The 16,056-nt window shown below is 66.8% G+C and carries 18 protein-coding genes; 10 read left to right on the forward strand and 8 right to left on the reverse strand.

All coding sequences use genetic code 11. The features are described 5' to 3' along the window. Window positions 1–3 precede the first annotated feature (3 nt). Window positions 4–1,284 carry a cytochrome P450 gene (locus tag K3U96_RS08760; RefSeq protein ID WP_220692742.1) on the reverse strand — a complete coding sequence of 427 codons (1,281 nt, stop codon included), beginning with the start codon at window positions 1,282–1,284 and terminating at the stop codon, window positions 4–6. Between the two features lie 171 nt (window positions 1,285–1,455). Between K3U96_RS08760 and K3U96_RS08765 the strand changes: the two genes are divergently transcribed. After that, window positions 1,456–2,142, forward strand: a complete 687-nt coding sequence (locus K3U96_RS08765; RefSeq protein WP_220692743.1) for a TetR/AcrR family transcriptional regulator — start codon at window positions 1,456–1,458, stop codon at window positions 2,140–2,142. Here the strand turns inward: K3U96_RS08765 and K3U96_RS08770 are convergent. Genes K3U96_RS08770 through K3U96_RS08780 form a run of 3 tightly spaced genes read right to left on the reverse strand, consistent with a single transcriptional unit; the run spans window position 2,058 to window position 4,174 of the window. Then, complete coding sequence (locus K3U96_RS08770) at window positions 2,058–2,519, reverse strand: Rv2576c family protein (protein WP_372515068.1); 462 nt, start codon at window positions 2,517–2,519, stop codon at window positions 2,058–2,060. The two genes, K3U96_RS08765 and K3U96_RS08770, sit on opposite strands and share 85 nt — an antisense overlap. Before the next feature lie 52 nt (window positions 2,520–2,571). Then, window positions 2,572–3,726 carry a thiolase family protein gene (locus K3U96_RS08775; protein WP_220692744.1) on the reverse strand — a complete coding sequence of 385 codons (1,155 nt, stop codon included), beginning with the start codon at window positions 3,724–3,726 and terminating at the stop codon, window positions 2,572–2,574. A gap of 16 nt (window positions 3,727–3,742) precedes the next feature. Next, entirely contained in the window at window positions 3,743–4,174 is a 432-nt protein-coding gene (locus K3U96_RS08780) for a Zn-ribbon domain-containing OB-fold protein (RefSeq protein ID WP_220692745.1), read from the reverse strand. A gap of 50 nt (window positions 4,175–4,224) precedes the next feature. On the opposite strand from K3U96_RS08780, the gene K3U96_RS08785 reads away from it, so the two are divergent. Continuing rightward, window positions 4,225–4,644: a nuclear transport factor 2 family protein gene (locus K3U96_RS08785; RefSeq protein ID WP_220692746.1), complete on the forward strand. Its 420-nt coding sequence runs from the start codon at window positions 4,225–4,227 to the stop codon at window positions 4,642–4,644. Continuing rightward, complete coding sequence (locus K3U96_RS08790) at window positions 4,641–5,162, forward strand: VOC family protein (protein ID WP_220692747.1); 522 nt, start codon at window positions 4,641–4,643, stop codon at window positions 5,160–5,162. Before K3U96_RS08785 ends, K3U96_RS08790 begins: the two co-directional genes overlap by 4 nt. Before the next feature lie 83 nt (window positions 5,163–5,245). On the opposite strand, the gene K3U96_RS08795 is transcribed toward K3U96_RS08790, so the two are convergent. Then, window positions 5,246–5,962, reverse strand: a complete 717-nt coding sequence (locus K3U96_RS08795) for an enoyl-CoA hydratase/isomerase family protein (RefSeq protein ID WP_220692748.1) — start codon at window positions 5,960–5,962, stop codon at window positions 5,246–5,248. A gap of 117 nt (window positions 5,963–6,079) precedes the next feature. Here K3U96_RS08795 and K3U96_RS08800 point away from each other — a divergent pair, with 117 nt between their 5' ends. From K3U96_RS08800 to K3U96_RS08825, 6 genes are all read left to right on the forward strand, one after another. Continuing rightward, window positions 6,080–7,630, forward strand: a complete 1,551-nt coding sequence (locus K3U96_RS08800; RefSeq protein ID WP_220692749.1) for an AMP-binding protein — start codon at window positions 6,080–6,082, stop codon at window positions 7,628–7,630. Window positions 7,631–7,695: 65 nt separating this feature from the next. Further along, window positions 7,696–8,886, forward strand: a complete 1,191-nt coding sequence (locus K3U96_RS08805) for an amidohydrolase family protein (protein WP_220692750.1) — start codon at window positions 7,696–7,698, stop codon at window positions 8,884–8,886. Then, window positions 8,883–10,358, forward strand: a complete 1,476-nt coding sequence (locus K3U96_RS08810) for a FadD3 family acyl-CoA ligase (RefSeq protein WP_268928476.1) — start codon at window positions 8,883–8,885, stop codon at window positions 10,356–10,358. Before K3U96_RS08805 ends, K3U96_RS08810 begins: the two co-directional genes overlap by 4 nt. Before the next feature lie 141 nt (window positions 10,359–10,499). Then, window positions 10,500–11,321, forward strand: a complete 822-nt coding sequence (locus K3U96_RS08815; protein WP_220692751.1) for an Rv1363c family protein — start codon at window positions 10,500–10,502, stop codon at window positions 11,319–11,321. Beyond that, window positions 11,318–11,974: an Rv1363c family protein gene (locus K3U96_RS08820; RefSeq protein WP_220692752.1), complete on the forward strand. Its 657-nt coding sequence runs from the start codon at window positions 11,318–11,320 to the stop codon at window positions 11,972–11,974. The genes K3U96_RS08815 and K3U96_RS08820 overlap by 4 nt, the downstream gene beginning before the upstream one ends. 13 nt (window positions 11,975–11,987) lie before the next feature. After that, window positions 11,988–12,680: an IspD/TarI family cytidylyltransferase gene (locus tag K3U96_RS08825; protein ID WP_069403730.1), complete on the forward strand. Its 693-nt coding sequence runs from the start codon at window positions 11,988–11,990 to the stop codon at window positions 12,678–12,680. On the opposite strand, the gene K3U96_RS08830 is transcribed toward K3U96_RS08825, so the two are convergent. Together K3U96_RS08830 and K3U96_RS08835 are read right to left on the reverse strand one after the other, a co-directional pair. Then, entirely contained in the window at window positions 12,649–13,377 is a 729-nt protein-coding gene (locus tag K3U96_RS08830; RefSeq protein ID WP_220692753.1) for an IspD/TarI family cytidylyltransferase, read from the reverse strand. The genes K3U96_RS08825 and K3U96_RS08830 overlap by 32 nt on opposite strands. A gap of 138 nt (window positions 13,378–13,515) precedes the next feature. Beyond that, window positions 13,516–14,097 carry an AfsR/SARP family transcriptional regulator gene (locus tag K3U96_RS08835; RefSeq protein WP_220692754.1) on the reverse strand — a complete coding sequence of 194 codons (582 nt, stop codon included), beginning with the start codon at window positions 14,095–14,097 and terminating at the stop codon, window positions 13,516–13,518. 178 nt (window positions 14,098–14,275) lie between these two features. Between K3U96_RS08835 and K3U96_RS08840 the strand changes: the two genes are divergently transcribed. Continuing rightward, window positions 14,276–14,695 carry a ChaB family protein gene (locus K3U96_RS08840; protein WP_220692755.1) on the forward strand — a complete coding sequence of 140 codons (420 nt, stop codon included), beginning with the start codon at window positions 14,276–14,278 and terminating at the stop codon, window positions 14,693–14,695. On the opposite strand, the gene K3U96_RS08845 is transcribed toward K3U96_RS08840, so the two are convergent. Beyond that, the gene (locus tag K3U96_RS08845) at window positions 14,692–15,987 is read right to left on the reverse strand and encodes an MFS transporter (protein WP_220692756.1); all 1,296 of its coding nucleotides are present in this window, start codon (window positions 15,985–15,987) and stop codon (window positions 14,692–14,694) included. The two genes, K3U96_RS08840 and K3U96_RS08845, sit on opposite strands and share 4 nt — an antisense overlap. Between the last annotated feature and the right edge of the window lie 69 nt (window positions 15,988–16,056).

Raw genomic sequence — 16,056 nt, forward strand, 5'->3', positions numbered from 1 at the left:
GGTTCAGCCCGCGGGCGTGAACTCGATGTTCAATTCGGTGAGACCACGCAGGATGAACGTCGGCTCGTAGACGTACCGCCGCGCGTCGATCGGCCCGTGCTTGTCCTCGCTGATCGTGATGTCGGCCATCCGGTCCAGGATCCGCTCGATCGAAACCCGGCCCTCCACCCGCGCCAGCGGGGCTCCGGGGCACGAGTGGATGCCGCGGCTGAACGCGATGTGCTCACGCACGTTGCGCCGATCCAGCTTGAACTCGTGCGGGTCGTCGAACCGCTGCGGATCACGGTTGGCAGCGCCGGGGCTGACCATCACCGTCGTCCCGGCGGGCACGGGCGTGTCACCGAGAGCCGTTGTCTTGCGGGCCAATCGGAACACACTTTTCACCGGGCTGTCCATCCGCAGGCATTCCTCGATGAACACCGGAATCAGGCTGCGGTCCTGGCGGAGTTGCTGCTGGATGTCGGGGCGGTCGCCGAGGATCCGCAGCGCGGCACCGAGCAGTTTGGCGGTGGTCTCCTGGCCGGCGGCGAACAGGAACGTCGCGGTGCGAACGACGTCGTCCACCTCCGGAGTGGAGCCGTCGGGGTACTTCGCGGTCGCGATCGAGGTGAGCACGTCGTCGCGGGGTGCTTCCCGCCGCTCCTCGATGTAGGACACGAACTTCTCGTCGGCCCACGCCAGCGGGTTGGTGGCGATCACCTCGTGATCGAGGTTGCCGACGGCGGTCCCTGGCCGCTCGGCCCCGAACGCCTCGCGGAACTCTTCGTGGTCGGATTCGGGAACACCAAGCAGGTCGGCAACCACCAGAAGCGAAAACGGCTTGGCGTATGCGGCCAGAAACTCACACTTGCCGTCGGCGATGAACTCGTCGATGTGGCGGTCGGCCAGCCGCCACATGAAGTCCTCGTTCTCCTTGAGCCGCTTGGGCGTAAGCAGCCGCGAAAGGATCGAGCGCGCGTCGGTGTGCAGCGGCGGGTCCATCGTGACCATGTGCTCGAACATCGGGATCTCGGTGCGGTGCTTTTCGATCAGCGGGCCGATGTCGTCGCCCTCGGGAACGAACGGGATCGGGGTGAACGGGCCCATCACCGCCACGCACGACGAGTAGTTCTCGCTGTCCTTGTAGACGGCGTTGGCCGCCTCCCAGCCGGTGACCGCCAGCACGCCGTTGTTGATCGGACAGCACACCGGGTCCTTCGCGCGCACGTGGTCGTAGTACGGGTGCGGGTCGGGCACCAGCGAGGGATCGGTGAAGTAGTCGACGGAGTCGAAATCGGTGGTCATGTGAAGCGTTTCCTCCCGGAACCCAAGGTTTGTCGCGGTGCACGCGTGTGAGAAACCAAATATGCTGAGCAACTGCTTAGCATGGCGGTAGAGTCGTGGTCAAGGGAACAGGGCTCTGCGGCGTCTAACATCTGCGTGTCGGGGCCCGAATGAACTGAGCGGGGGAGTGATATGGCATCGGCGCGAAGGATCGGAGCGCCGGAGGCGAAGAACCGGGGCGTGCTGATCGACGCTGCCGAGCAGCTGCTGCTCGAAGAGGGATACGCCGCGGTCACGTCCCGCCGGGTCGCCGAAAGAGCGGGTCTGAAACCGCAACTCGTGCACTATTACTTCCGCACCATGGAGGATCTGTTCCTCGCGGTGTTCCGCCGCATGGCCGAGGCGGGGCTGGCCGTGCTGTCGAGCGCCCTGGCGTCGCCGAAACCACTGTGGGCGCTGTGGCGCTTCAGCACCCGGCCGGAGGCGACCCGGCTGACGATGGAGTTCATGGGGCTCGCCAATCACCGAAAGGCGCTGCGCGCAGAGATCGTCTACTTTGCCGAACGGTTCCGCGAAGAGCAGAACAAGGCGATCGCCGCCGCGCTGGCCCGCTACGGCGTCGAGTCCAACGACGTACCGCCGGTGGTCTGGACGATGTTCGCGACGAGCGTGTCGCAGGCGTTGGTGGTAGAACAAGCGCTCGGCATGACCACCGGGCACGCCGAGATTCTGCAGTTCTGTGAGGAGTGGCTACGTCGCCTCGAGGGCGAACCGCCCGATGTCGACGGTGCCGATCACCAGTTACGGATCGAGCAGAGCGCGCCCTTTGGTCCCGCGTCGGTGGCGACGACGACGCCGTCCACCGCGAGCACGCAGTGAATGTTGGGCGTCTGAGTTGACTGGCCGCTGGTCGCGGTGACCATGGCCCACTCGTCGGGGTTCGCCAGCACGACGTCGAGCACCCACTGTTGGTCCGGGCCGACACGGGCCTTGGCTTTGGGGCTGTAGACGTACGGATTGTGGCTGTAGTCCGCCCAATTCGGCGGATCGGTGTCGCGGTAGTAGATCGCGACGTCGAACGGTTGCTCGGCGAACACCGTGTACTTGACGTTGTGCACCGCGGGCGGCGGTGGTGGCGGCTGCCCGTGCGCGGTCGCGGAGGCAGCCACGACACCGGCACCGGCCATCACCACTGCCGACAACAGCGACAGCAGACGGCGTCGGGCGCGGGCGAGACGTACCGGCGGCAACATCATGTCCGAATCCTAGATCGATAGTTTCGCCGAAAGGGCCGAATCGCCTTGTGCATCAGATGGACAGGATCGTCGCCGATGCGGTACCGGGTGCGCCGTAGACCTGTGCCAACCCCACCCGCGGTGTACCCGGCACCTGACGCTCGCCGGCCTCCCCGCGCAACTGACGCACCAGTTCGTGCACCTGCCGCAGCCCCGAGGCGCCGATCGGCTCCCCGTTGGCGATCAGCCCGCCGTCGGTGTTGACCGGCATCGTGCCATCGATTTCGGTGGCGCCGTCGGCCAACAGCTTCTCCTGTTCGCCGTCGGCGCACAGGCCGGTCTCGGCCATGTGGATCACCTCTGCGCCGGCATCGGTGTCCTGCAGCTGTGCGATGTCGACATCCTCGGGTCCGATGCCCGCCGCCTCGTAGGCGGCCCTAGCCGCATACACCGTCGGCGACGGATCCTCGTCGAGCGGAGCCGACGTCGCGTGCACCTCATAGGCACCGAACGTGCGTGTCCGAATCTCGCTGGCGCGCACATACACCGGTTTGTCGGTGAACTTGTGCGCGATGTCGCCGCGGCACATGATCACCGCCGCCGCTCCTTCGTCGGGCGCGCAGAACATGTACTGCGTGAGCGGATAGTTCAGCACCGCCGAGTTGAGGATCTCCTCTTCGGAGATCGGCTTGCGGCGGAACGCATTCGGGTTGCGCTCCCCGTTGCGGAAGTTCTTGGCGGCCACCTTGGCCAGCGTCACCTGGCTGATGTTGTGGTCGTGGATGTACTTGTTGGCTTTCATGCCGAAGAACTTGGTGGTGACGAACTGCCCGTTCTCGGCGTACCACTGCGGCAACGCGAGCTTGGCCGGATCGTCGGTGAACGCGCCGCGCGGATGCTTGTCCAGGCCGATCGCGATGCCGATGTCGTACTTGCCCAGCCGGATGGTGTCGGCGGTCTGCTGGATCGCGCTGGCGGCCGTCGCGCACGCGTTGAACACGTTGGTGAACGTGATACCGGTCAGCCCGACCAGGCGGGTGACGGCGTCGGGGTTGGACACCTCGTAGCTGCCGCCGAAGCCGAACTGGATGTCCTTCCATTCCACGCCGGCGTCGGTGAGCGCGGACTGGATGGCCTCCGCGCCCATCTCCATCGCCGTCTTGTCGAACCGGCCGAACGGGTGCAGGCCCACGCCGATGATCGCGACTGTGTCTGTTTCGGTCCTCATGCGGTCGGGGTCCTTTCTAGACCGGCTTGAATGCGAAGGTGACGACCTCGTTGCCGTCGTCGTCGGTGGTGAACGGCACCATGGTCAGCTCGACGGCCATCCCGAACTCCAGCTTGTCCGGGTCGTTCTCGGTGAGCCGACCCTCGACGCGAATAACGTCGTCGAGTTGCACCAGGCCCACCCCGAACGGAACGAAGTCCTTGCCGGTGGGGCCTTTATAGGGCGGTCCGGGCGGGAAGCCCTGCGTCGTCCACGCCACCAGCGTGCCGCGCCGGGGCAACTTGACCTGCGACATCTGGGCGGCGCTGCACTTGGGGCACCGCTGCTGCACCGGGAAGGCCGTGGCACCGCATGTACCGCAGCTACTACCGATCAGTTGGGGGTTCTCGTCGGGCCACGTCGAGATCTCGGGCGCGAGCGCAATCTGGGTCGACACGTCGTTGACCATAATTGGAAATGACGTTCTCGTCCAGAGAGAACAGGTGCTAGCCTTCCGCCGTGTACGCCGACAAAGCTGAGATCGCCGAGGTGCTGGTCCGCTACGCCACCGGCATCGACTTCAAAGATTGGAAGCTGTTCCGTACCTGCTGGACCGGCGAGGTCGACATCGACTACGGGGACCTCGGCAAGTTCACCGACGCGGATGCGTTCACCGAGCTGATGAAGCAGATCCATGACGGCATGGGCCAGACCTACCACCGCATCTCCAACATCGTCGTCGACCTCGACGGCGACCGGGCCACGGCGAGGTCCTATGTGCGCGCGGTGCTCATGGCCGTGCCCGGTGATTCGAACAGCTGGATCGACGCGCTTGGCCATTACGACGACGAGCTCACCCGGACCCCCGACGGCTGGCGAATCCACAAGCGGACCACCAACATCGCGCGCGTGATGAGCGCTGCCGGTATCACGTCGTGACCGTGCTGCCAGGGCCGGTCCGCCAGATCGGCTACGTCGTCACCGATCTCGACAGGGCGCTGGCCAGCTGGCTCGAGCTCGGCGTCGGGCCGTGGTTCGTGATGCGCGGCCTGACGCTCACCGCGAGCTACCGCGGCGAACCGTGTCAGATCACGCAGTCGTTGGCGATGGCCAACAGCGGCGACCTGCAGGTCGAACTCATCCAGCAGGAGGACCAGACGCCGAGTGTCTTCACCGAGTTCCTGGCGGCCCGCGGTGAGGGGTTTCACCAGATCGCGTACTGGGCAGAAGATTTCGACGCCACCATGCAGGCGGTGTCGGCCGCGGGCTGGCCGGTGGTGTGGTCAGGCGGTGAGGACGTCGGCACCCGGTTCGCCTACGTCGAGCCGCCGAACTGCCCGGCGAGCGTCGTCGAGATCATGGAGCTGACCGAGATCACCGCGGGCATGGCCGAGTTCGTCCGCGACGCCGCCACCGACTGGGACGGCAGCGACCCGATCCGCGCCCTCGGCGGCTGACGCGCATCGCCGAGATAGCAGCCGGGGTCGCGGAATCGCTCGAGTAGCGACCCGGAATGCTATTTCGCGGAAAGTGGCGGTGTTTACTTGCCGCGGTTCATCGCCTTGTCGGCGGCGGCCCAGTGTTCGTCGGCGACCCACAGCCGCGCGAACGCGGTGACGGCCTCGCTGGTCGACACGCCGCGCATCACCCGCTTGACCTCCCCGGCGGGCCGGGTGGCGAGTTGGCGGGCGATGGTGCGCCACGCATCGTCGAACGATTCGCGAGGCAGCACGCGATCGACAAGGCCGACGCGTTCGGCCTCGGCGGCCTGCAGGATGGTGCCGGTGCCCGCCAACAGCAGCGCCTTGCTGTAGCCGACCAGCGCGGTCAGCCGCTCGGCGCCGCCCCACGCGGGCATGATCGCCAGCGTCACCTGGTTGAAGCCGATCTTGATGTCGTCGGCGGCCAACCGGATGTCGGCGGCCACCGCGAACTCCGCGCCGCCGCCGAGCGCGTGCCCGTTCAGCACGGCGATCGTGGGCGCGGGGAAGTCGGCGATCCGGTCGCAGACCGAGCGCATCCGCCAGGCCATCGCGGCGGCGTCTTCCTCGGTGCGGATGGCGGCGAGCTGTTTGAGGTCACCGCCGGAGACGAACGCGCGATCGCCGGCGCCCTTGAGGACCAGCGCGCCCGCCCCCTCGGCGCCGTCGAGTGCCTTGTCCAATTGCTCCATGGTCTCCGGGGCGATCGCGTTGCGAGCCTCCGGCCGGTCGATGGTGATGACCGCCAACGCGCCGTCCCATTCGAGCTCGACCATCAAGCATTCTCCATGTGCGGTATTGGCATTCTCAGAATTGGAGAATAGCATCGCCTCCGAGTCGCAGGCCGCTGCCCGGGGCCGGCGATGAGCCGCTGGCGCGAAGAACAGAGGTCGATGCGAAACATCCCCGTCGAGCTGACCAAACGCTACGAGCAAGAGGGGTGGTGGACCCGCGATACGCTCGGCGATCTGCTGGCGCGCAACCTGGCTGACCATCCCGACACCGGCTTCTGGGTGCACTCCGACATCCGGCCGTTCGCAGGCACTTTCGCCGATGTGGAGCTCAGCGCCCGCCGCATGGCCGCCGGCCTGCGCGCCAGGGGCGTCGAACCCGGCGATGTGGTCGCCATGCAACTGCCGAACTGGATGGAAGCCGCCGTCACCTTCTGGGCGGCGACGTTGGTGGGTGCGGTCGTGGTGCCGATCGTGCACTTCTACGGCCGCAAGGAGTTGGGCCACATCCTGTCGGCCTCACAACCCAAGGTGTTCATCACCGCCGAGGAGTTCGGCCGGATGAGGTTCGCGCCCGACCTGTGCGCCGACATCCCGGTCGTCGGCCTGGTCGGCGACAACTTCGACGATTTGCTGGCTGACGAACCGATGGCAGGCACCGTGCCGACCGATCCGGCCAGCCCGGCGCTGATCGCGTTCACCTCGGGCACGACGAGCAAACCCAAAGGCGTCATCCACAGCCACCAGACCCTGGGCTTCGAGACGCGTCAGCTGCTGGCGAACTATCCGGAAGACCGCGGCAGGCAGCTGACCGCGACGCCGATCGGCCATTTCATCGGCATGCTGGGGGCGTTCCTGATCCCGGTCCTCGAAGGTGCGCCGATCGACCTGTGCGACGTGTGGGATCCGGGCAAGGTGCTCAAACTCATGGAGAGCGAAGGGATGTCGATCGGCGGGGGCCCACCGTATTTCGTCACCAGCCTGCTCGACCACCCGGACTGCACCGACGCGCACCGCGCGCGGTTCACCACCGTCGGGCTCGGCGGGTCGACCGTGCCTGCGGCGGTGACGCGCAGGCTCGCCGACATGGGCATGTTCGTGTTCCGGTCCTACGGCAGCACCGAGCATCCGTCGATCACCGGATCGCGGCCGTCGGCGCCGGAGGACAAACGGCTCTACACCGACGGGGATCCCCGCCCCGGTGTGGAGATCCGGCTCACCGAGGAAGGCGAAATCTTGTCCCGTGGACCGGATCTGTGCCTGGGTTACACCGACGACGAACTCACCAGACGCGCGTTCGACGACGACGGCTGGTACCACACCGGCGACATCGGCGTGCTCGACGAAGACGGTTATCTGACCATCACCGACCGCAAAGCCGACGTCATTATCCGCGGCGGCGAGAACATCTCGGCCCTCGAGGTCGAGGAGGTGCTGCTGGGCATGCCGAGCGTGGCCGAAGCCGTGGTGGTGGCCGCGTCCGATGCGCGGTTGGGCGAGCGGACCGCCGCCGTGTTGCGGATCCGTGAGGGCCATCAGATGCCCACGCTCGACGACGTCCGCGCGCATTTTCGGCACACAGGCGTCGCGATCCAGAAGTGGCCCGAAGAACTGCACCGCGTCCCCGAGGGGGAGGACTTTCCGCGCACCGCCAGCGGCAAGGTGCAGAAGTTCCGGGTCCGTGAGCACGTGCAGCAGGCGGCCGGCCGCTAGGGACGTCCGTTGCAAACCGGACGTTGATGAGAATAGGATTCTCCCAAGAAGAAAAGGAGTGTTCCATGGGACAACTTTCGCACCGGGTCGACATCCCGTTTCCGCTGTTCGATGCGGACAACCACCTCTACGAGCCGCCGGAGGCGATGACCAAGTACCTGCCGAAGGATTACAAGGACGTCGTCCAGTACGTCGAGATCAACGGCCGCACCAAGATCGCCATCCGTGGGCAGATCAGCAACTACATCCCCAACCCCACCTTCTCGGTGGTCGCCAAGCCGGGGGCGTGGGAGGAGTACTTCAAGTTCGGCAACCCCGACGGCAAGAGCAAGCGCGAGCTGTTCGGCGAGCCGATGCGGTCCATTCCGGCCTTCTTTGAGCCCGGTCCGCGCCTGGAGTTGATGGACGAACTCGGCCTGGACCGCACGCTGATGTTCCCCACCTTGGCCAGCCTGATCGAGGAGCGGTTGCGCGACGATCCGGTCGCCATCCACGTCATCATCCACTCGCTGAACCAGTGGCTCGACGAGGTGTGGGGCTTCAACTACAAGAACCGCATCTTCACCACGCCGGTCATCACCCTGCCGATCGTCGAGAAGGCGATCGAGGAGCTGGACTGGTGCGTCAAGCGCGGTGCGCGCGCCATCCTGGTCCGGCCCGCGCCGGTGCCCGGCTTCCGCGGACCGCGCTCGTTCGCGCTGCCCGAGTTCGACCCGTTCTGGGAGAAGTGCGTCGAGTACGACGTGTTCGTCGGCATGCACTCGTCTGACAGCGGCTACTCGCGCTACACCTCCGAGTGGGACGGCGTCGCCCAGGAGATGCTGCCGTTCCAGACCAACGCCATGAACATCCTCAACGAGTGGCGTCCGATCCAGGACGCGGTGGCCTCCTGGGTGATCCACGGCGCGCTGTTCCGGCATCCCAAGCTCAAGGTCGGGATCGTCGAGGCCGGGTCGAAGTGGATGTTCCCGCTGCTGGATTCGATGGCCGAGGTCTACAAGAAGGCGCCAGAGGCCTTCCCCGGCAACCCCATCGAGGAGATCAAGAACCGCATCCACGTCAGCCCCTTCTACGAGGAGGGCATCGACGACCTGATCAACCTGATCGGCGTGGACCAGGTGCTGTACGGCTCCGACTGGCCACACCCGGAGGGCCTGGCCGAACCCACGCACTACGTGACCGCGCTCGAGCACCTGTCGGTCGAGGATCAGGCGAAGATCATGGGCGGTAACCTGGGCCGCCTCGTCACCGTGTGACACAACAGCACTGGGAGACCATCGGTGAGATGGTCTTGAGCGCAGCGGACCGCTTCGGCGACGCGGAAGCGGTCGTCGACGGTTCGCTGCGCTTGACCTACGTCGAGCTGGCACACCGAATCCGTTGTGCGGCAGGAGCGTTCGCTAAGGCAGGGATCGGCAAGGGCGAGCGGGCGGCGATCTGGGCGCCGAACTCCGCGGAGTGGATCGTCGCGGCGTTCGGACTGTTGGCCGCGGGCGGCGTGCTGGTCCCGGTCAACACCCGGTTCAAATCCGAGGAAGCCGCCGACATCATCGGCCGCAGCGGCGCCAAGCTGGTGCTGGTGCAGAAGGATTTCCTCGGCCTGGACTACTCGGTGCCGTTCGCCGAGCCGGGCCGGCGTCCGCAGGTGATCGACCTGAAATCCGACTTCCTCTCCAGCGGTTCACCGTTCGTATGCGAGGGCATCGACGGCACCGACGTCTCCGACATCATCTTCACCTCCGGCACGACGGGGCGGCCCAAGGGCGCCAGGATGAACCACCGTCAGACGTTGCGGATGTATGAGGAGTGGGCGACGCTCGCCGATCTGCGCGAGGGCGACCGCTACCTGATGATCAACCCGTACTTCCACACGTTCGGGCTCAAGGCCGGCCTGGTCGCGTCGTTCCTGCGAGGTGCGACGATGGTGCCCGTTGCGGCGTTCGACATCGACCGGGTCGTCGACCTCATCGAGCGCGAGCGGATCACCATGCTGCCCGGCCCGCCGACGCTGTATCACTCGCTGCTCGCCGTCGAGGACAAGGACCGGCTCGCGACGTTGCGGGCCGCCGTGACGGGGGCGGCCGACATTCCGGTGGAGTTGGTGCGCAGGATCCACGACGAGCTTCCGTTCCAGACGTTGATGACGGGTTACGGCCTGACCGAGGCCGGAAACGTCACCCTGTCGCGTCCCGGCGATTCGTTCGAAGACGTCGCCACCACCGCCGGGCTTCCGTGCGAGGGCATCGAGGTGCGCGTCGCCGACGACGGCGAGGTGCTGGTCCGCGGCTACGGCGTCATGGAGGGCTACCTCGACGACCCGGTCGCCACCGCGGAGGCGATCGACGCCGACGGCTTTCTGCACACCGGCGATCTCGGCGAGTTCACCGAGTCGGGGCGGCTGCGGGTGGTGGGCCGCAAGAAGGACATGTTCATCGTCGGCGGGTTCAACGCCTATCCCGCCGAGATCGAAGGCTTTCTGCTCGAGCACCCCGGCGTCGCCCAGGCCGCGGTGATCGGAGTTCCCGATGAGCGGTTGGGTCAGGTGGGCAAGGCGTTCGTGGTGCACAAGGATGGCACCGGCGCGGTAAGCGCCGAGGACCTCATCGCTTGGAGCCGGCAAAGAATGGCGGGCTTCAAGGTGCCGCGGTATGTAGAGTTCCTCGACGAACTGCCGTTGAACGCCACCGGCAAGGTCATGAAGGACCGCCTTCAGGCCAAAAATGGCTGAGCACAAGCACAGCCCGTAAACAGCATTTCCGCAGGACACCCGGCCTGGTCGGGAGCCCCGGAGGCGGGTATCGTCGCGGCGATACTCAAAAATTGATAATCGCATTCTCAGAGTAGTGCACGTAGGAACGAGGAGGTCGCCGTGCCGTCATTCAGGCGCCGGGCATCGGCGGGCGACACAGATCGCGTCGAGCAGGCACCGAACCAGCCGTCCGTCGAAGCGACCACAGCGCTGACCCTCGCCGAGCAGGCCGAGGCGCAGGCCGCCGAGGCCGAGGCCGTCGCCGAGGCGGCGCGCGCCCGGGCCCGCGCAATCCGGCTGCGCCAAGAAGCCGAGCAGGCCGCGGCGCAGGCCCGCGAGCACGAGGCCGACGGCGAGCCCGGTCCGAGCGAGGACGTCGAAATGGCCGAGGAGGTGGCCGGCGACGAGACCGGGGATGAGCCGCAACCGCCGCCCGCCGGCTCCGGTCGGCGCTGGGGCCGCATTCTCAAAGCGGTCGCGATGTCGTTGGCCATCCTGTGCACGGGTGCACTGCTGGCCGCCAGCGGCTACATGGTTCATCAGCAGCGCAAGGCGGCCGACCAGCAGAAGCTGCAGGCCGAATATGCCGCGGCGGGCCGGCAGAGCGTGGTGACGTTGATGTCATTGGATTTCAACAACGCCGAAGCGGACGTACAGCGCATCATCGAGAACTCGACCGGCCAGTTCAAAACGGACTTCGAGGACCAGGCCAAGGACTTCGTCCAGGTCGCCAAGGATTCGAAGGTGGTCACCGATGTCACGGTGAACTCCACCGCCGTGGAGAAGATGAGCCAGGACTCTGCGGTGGTGTTGGTGGCGGCCACGTCGCGGGTGACCAACGCCGCAGGCGCTCAGCAAGAGCCGCGCGCGTGGCGGTTGGCCGTCGACCTGCAAAGAGACGGCGACCAGATCAAGATGTCGAAAGTCGAGTTCGTACCGTGACCGTTGATGAGGACGCAGACGTGACGGCCGCCGAGCCCGACACCGCCGAGGCCACCGACACCGCCGAGGTCGCCGAGCCCACGGAGGCGGTGGAGCCCACGGAGGCGGTGGAGGCCACCGACGAAAAGCCCGCCGAACCCGGTGCCGTCCGGCGGTCGTGGCGCGCTGTGCGCCGCCATCTGGGCGTCATCCTCGTCACCGTGGCGCTCGTCGCGTCGGCCGGCGCGGCCGTCGGGATTTACTTCACCTTGTACCGGCCCACCCAGCAGACCGACGCGGCCGCGACCAACACCGTGTTGGAGGCCGCCAAGAACGGCACCGTCGCGATGCTGTCGTACTCGCCGGACACGCTCGACGAGGATTTCGCGGCGGCGAAGTCGAACCTCACCGGCGACTTCCTGTCGTACTACGACCAGTTCACCAGCCAGATCGTCCGGCCGGCCGCGACGCAGAAGAACGTCAAGACGTCGGCGGCGGTGGTTCGGGCCGCGGTAGCCGAGATGCACCCGGACTCCGCCGAAGTGCTGGTGTTCGTCAACCAGGTGACGACCAGCAAGGAGAACCCGGACGGCGCGTTCGCCGCCAGCAGCGTCAAGGTCGGCATGCAGAAGATCGACGGCCGCTGGCTGATCGCTCAATTCGATCCGATCTAAGGGCACAGCCTCGGTGGAGCTCTCGGCGATTGTGCCGCTGCCGGTTTCGGTCGCGCAGAACCCGGCGTCGGCGTTCCTTGCGCTGGCGGGGCAGGCGCCGCTGGAACGGATCGTGCGCGCGATGCTCGACGCGGTGGCCGGGGCCGGTCGGGTGGTCGTGGCAGCGGCGGAGCCACTTCTCGCCGACGTGGGCGCAGCCCTTGCCGACAGCGGATTGGCGGCGGTCGCGGTCACCGCTGCCGACGGTTCCGGTGAACGGGCTGCGTGCCTGAGTTCGGGGTTGAAATACCTTGAGCAACAAAATTTTTCGACGACGCACGTGTTGATCGGTGATATCCGGCAACCGCTGGTCGGCGCCGAGCTGCGCGACCGGGTGATCGCTGGTTTGTCCGATGCCGTCGTGGTGCCGGCACTTCCGGTCACCGACAGCGTCAAGGCCGTCGACGAGAGCGGTTCGGTGATCGCCACCGTGGATCGGTCCACGCTGGCCGCCGCGCAATATCCGCGCGGCGTCGCCGCCGGTCAACTGGCGTCGTTGTTGTCCGGGCGCACCTCCGAGGACTTCGACGAGGTCGAGGAGGCCGTCCGGGCGGGGGTGGAGATCACCGTCGTCGCCGGGGACCCCGACGGGTTCCGCGCCGTGCTGCCCGCGGATGCGCCGTTCTTCGAGGCGGTCATCGCGAGCCGGCAGCAGGATCGGAACTGACCGCGTCGGTGAGCAGGTGTTCGGCGACGGCGATGTCGTGGGCGTAGGTCACCTTGATGTTGCGTTGTTCACCGGCGAAGGTGCGGATCTGCAGATCGGTGAACGCTTCGACGCACGACGACGTGTCGGTGCCCTCGAAGCGCTGGCCGTCGGCGGTCCGGTAGGCCTGCAGCAGGGGGGCGGCCCGAAATGCCTGCGGTGTCTGGACCCGGACCAACCTCGCGGTGGATCTCGACGGCTCGGTGCTCACCACTTCGGGTAGCGGCAGCGCCGGGATCGCGCCACCGAACTCGCGGGCCACTGCCACCGCGGTGACGAACAGGTGCCGACCGGCCACCGGTCGGGCGGCATCGTGGATCAGCACCACGTCGATCGCCCCGGCGTCGATGTCTGCGGCCAGGTAGCGCAGCACGTTGAACTCCGATGCGTGTCGGCTGTCCCCGCCCTCGACGAACTCGACGGCGGCGGTGGGCAGTTCACGCGCCACGGTGTGCTGGGCCAGCGTGCGCTCACCTTGCCGGTGAACCAGCACCACCCGCGCGATGTCGGCCAGTTGCGTCAGGGTCTCCAACGACCACGTCACCATGGCGCGATCGGCCACCTGAAGGTAGGCCTTGTTGCCGTCGGCACCCACGCGCGAACCCAGGCCCGCGGCGAGCACCACCCCGACGGCGGAGGGCTCCGGGGACGCGCGCATGGTCGTATCTTGGCATTGCCTCGCGTCAGTCGTCGGCGTGGCGGTCGTGGTCCCACTGTTCCAAGCGGGTCTGCAGGTCGTACAGCCCGATCGCGACAAGAGCCACGCCCAGCCCGATGGTGATCATCACTACGGTGTTCACGGCTCCCCCGAATCGCCGAAATCGATGTGCCGCCGGGCGACAGGGCGACCGGCGTGCACCGAGCGGATCGCGCCAAGAGGTTGGTGCGGTACCGGTTTGTCAACGCCGTGGGCGAGTGCTTCGACGGCGCTGATCCGCATCGCGTGGTAGCTGCTGCGCTCGGGCCCGACCCACTGCTCGCTCCATGTGTCGAGCAGTTCGCCGGCCCGAAGAAGCGGCAGCAGGTCGGCCACGAGTTGCGGTTCGACGATGCTGCCGGGCAGCCGGTCCATCAGGTCGACCGCGTGGTGCCAGTCGACCCACACCTCGGGGGCGAGCGCGAGGTACTGGCAATCCTGCGTGACGAGCCGGTCGGCGCCCAGCGGGCGAAGCCGCCAGGTGGCAGAGCGCAGGCTCGCGACGGCCGTGCGGGTCTGGGTGGTGGGCCACAGCGTCGCGCACACCCACAGCCGGTGCATCGGTCTGCGCTTCAAGGCGAGCAGCGCGACGAGTCGTTGACACGCCGGCGGCAGGTCGATCTCGCGGTCGCCGATGTGGGCGGCGAATCCGCCAAGCAGGTGCAGCGAGTACTGGTCCACGTGTGGATCGTCGAACGGGTGGGGTGGCGGGCACACGCGTAGTCGGCTACTCGTCTTCAGGCGTGCGCCCCCCGCGCGCTCGCGCTGGTTGGCACGTTTAGTGGTCGGTCGGCCGGGAACCCCATAGCCGGCCGTTCGATGTGACAGCAGGTCAAGTAGTGCAACGAGGAGTTTTACGATGCCGAAGACGACGAAGAGCGGAAGTGCTCGCAAGAGCGAGCTTCCGAGCACACTGCAGAAGTCGGATGCCAAGGCGCAGCGCACGTTCGCCAAGGCGCACGACGCAGCGGTCAAGGAGTACGGCGAAGGTCAACGCGCCCACCGCGTCGCCTACAGCGCGCTCAAGCACAGCTATGAGAAGGTGGGCGACCATTGGGAACCCAAGTCCAAGAGGGGCCCGTCGGACCAGCGGGCCCGCAGTGGTGGACCGAACGCCAAGGGTAAGACCGCTGAGGGTGTGGACGCCAACGCGTCGAAGAAACATCTCGTGGATGTCGCACGGCGCCTGGACATCTCGGGTCGTTCGAAGATGGACAAGAGCGAATTGGTTTCGGCGATCAAGAAAGCCAACCGCCGGGCGACCTCGCGCAGTCGCTAGTCGCCGCCAGGCGGCTTGACGTCCAGCGTCTCGAGCAACAGCCGTTCACGCACCACCCGGGGCGCGGCGCCTTCAAGACCCATGAGCCGACGCGTCTTGCGGCGGGTGATGAGGATGCCGCCGACGGCCAGTGCCCAGATCGCGTACTGAACGGTCCACGCCAGCCGGAACGAGTCGAACGAGAAGCCACCGGCGGCGTCGAGGATGACGCCCATCGTCTGCATCACCAGCAGGGATGCGGCGAACCCGCCCATGTTGACCATCCCCTGGGCGGTGCCCAGGGTGGCGCTGGTGTTGAACGTTCGCGCGAAGTCGAACCCGACCATCGAGCCGGGACCGCCGACCGAGATCACCACCACCAGGACGATCAGCAGCCACAGCGGGGCACGACCGGGCAGCGCCAGGACAATGGACCAGATCAACGCGTTGCTGGCGATGATGACCAGCACAAGGCGTGAGCGGCGATGCGGATGTCTGCCGGTGAAGATGCCGATGATGATGCCCGCCCAAATGGCTGCGGCCACCGAGATCGTCAACAACGCGCCCGCTGTTCCGGCTGAAACGCCTTGCGCCACCGTCAGGTAGGGCACTCCCCACATCAGCGCGAAAACGGTGACGGAGAACTGCGTGCCCATGTGGGTGAAAAAGCCCAGTCGGGTTCCGGGCCGTAACCACACGGTTTTCACGCTCGACAGCGTTTCGGTGATCGACGTGGTCTGGATCTCCAGAACGTTGCCCTGCGGAGTGTTTTTCACCAAAAGCAGCGTCAAGACGATCGACAGCACGCCCAGCGCCGCCACGGAGGCGTAGGCCGTGGTCCAGCCGTGCGCGTTGAGCAGCGCGAAAAACGGTATCGCGGAAAGGACTTGGCCGAGCTGTCCGCAGATGCCGGTCAGCTGCGTCACCAGCGGCACCTGCCGCGGTTTGAACCAGTGCGGTACCAGGCGCAGCACCGAGATGAACGTGACGGCGTCACCGAGACCGAGCACTGCCCGTGCGGCGATGGCGGTCGGCAGCGACTCGGTGAACGCGAGCGCGAATTGGCCCGCCGACATCAGCGTGGCGCCGGCGATGATCAGGGTCTTGGAGCCGAACCGGTCCAGCAGTACGCCGGCGGGCACCTGGGCGCTGGCGTAGACAACCACCTGCAGCACGACGAACGTGGACAGCACGCTGGGGCTGGCGTTGAAGCGGTTGGCCGCGTCCAGACCGGAGACACCCAGCGTCGTGCGGTCGAGCACGGCGACGATATAGGCGAACAGTCCGGTGGTCCAGACGATCCAGGGACGCACAACGAACCTCGCTGACCCATTGTTGTGATGCCTGCCGGGACCATCGTCGCGTAACGCCGACTCCCGGCG

This window comes from Mycolicibacterium holsaticum DSM 44478 = JCM 12374, assembly GCF_019645835.1.
In the GTDB taxonomy this organism is placed as follows: Bacteria; Actinomycetota; Actinomycetes; order Mycobacteriales; family Mycobacteriaceae; genus Mycobacterium; species Mycobacterium holsaticum.

Coding starts and splice junctions, on each gene's coding strand:
- K3U96_RS08760 (WP_220692742.1), bottom strand. CDS start 1,284: ATGACCACCGATTTCGACTCCGTCGACTACTTCACCGATCCCTCGCTG.
- K3U96_RS08765 (WP_220692743.1), top strand. CDS start 1,456: ATGGCATCGGCGCGAAGGATCGGAGCGCCGGAGGCGAAGAACCGGGGC.
- K3U96_RS08770 (WP_372515068.1), bottom strand. CDS start 2,519: ATGATGTTGCCGCCGGTACGTCTCGCCCGCGCCCGACGCCGTCTGCTG.
- K3U96_RS08775 (WP_220692744.1), bottom strand. CDS start 3,726: ATGAGGACCGAAACAGACACAGTCGCGATCATCGGCGTGGGCCTGCAC.
- K3U96_RS08780 (WP_220692745.1), bottom strand. CDS start 4,174: ATGGTCAACGACGTGTCGACCCAGATTGCGCTCGCGCCCGAGATCTCG.
- K3U96_RS08795 (WP_220692748.1), bottom strand. CDS start 5,962: ATGGTCGAGCTCGAATGGGACGGCGCGTTGGCGGTCATCACCATCGAC.
- K3U96_RS08800 (WP_220692749.1), top strand. CDS start 6,080: ATGCGAAACATCCCCGTCGAGCTGACCAAACGCTACGAGCAAGAGGGG.
- K3U96_RS08805 (WP_220692750.1), top strand. CDS start 7,696: ATGGGACAACTTTCGCACCGGGTCGACATCCCGTTTCCGCTGTTCGAT.
- K3U96_RS08830 (WP_220692753.1), bottom strand. CDS start 13,377: ATGCGCGCGTCCCCGGAGCCCTCCGCCGTCGGGGTGGTGCTCGCCGCG.
- K3U96_RS08840 (WP_220692755.1), top strand. CDS start 14,276: ATGCCGAAGACGACGAAGAGCGGAAGTGCTCGCAAGAGCGAGCTTCCG.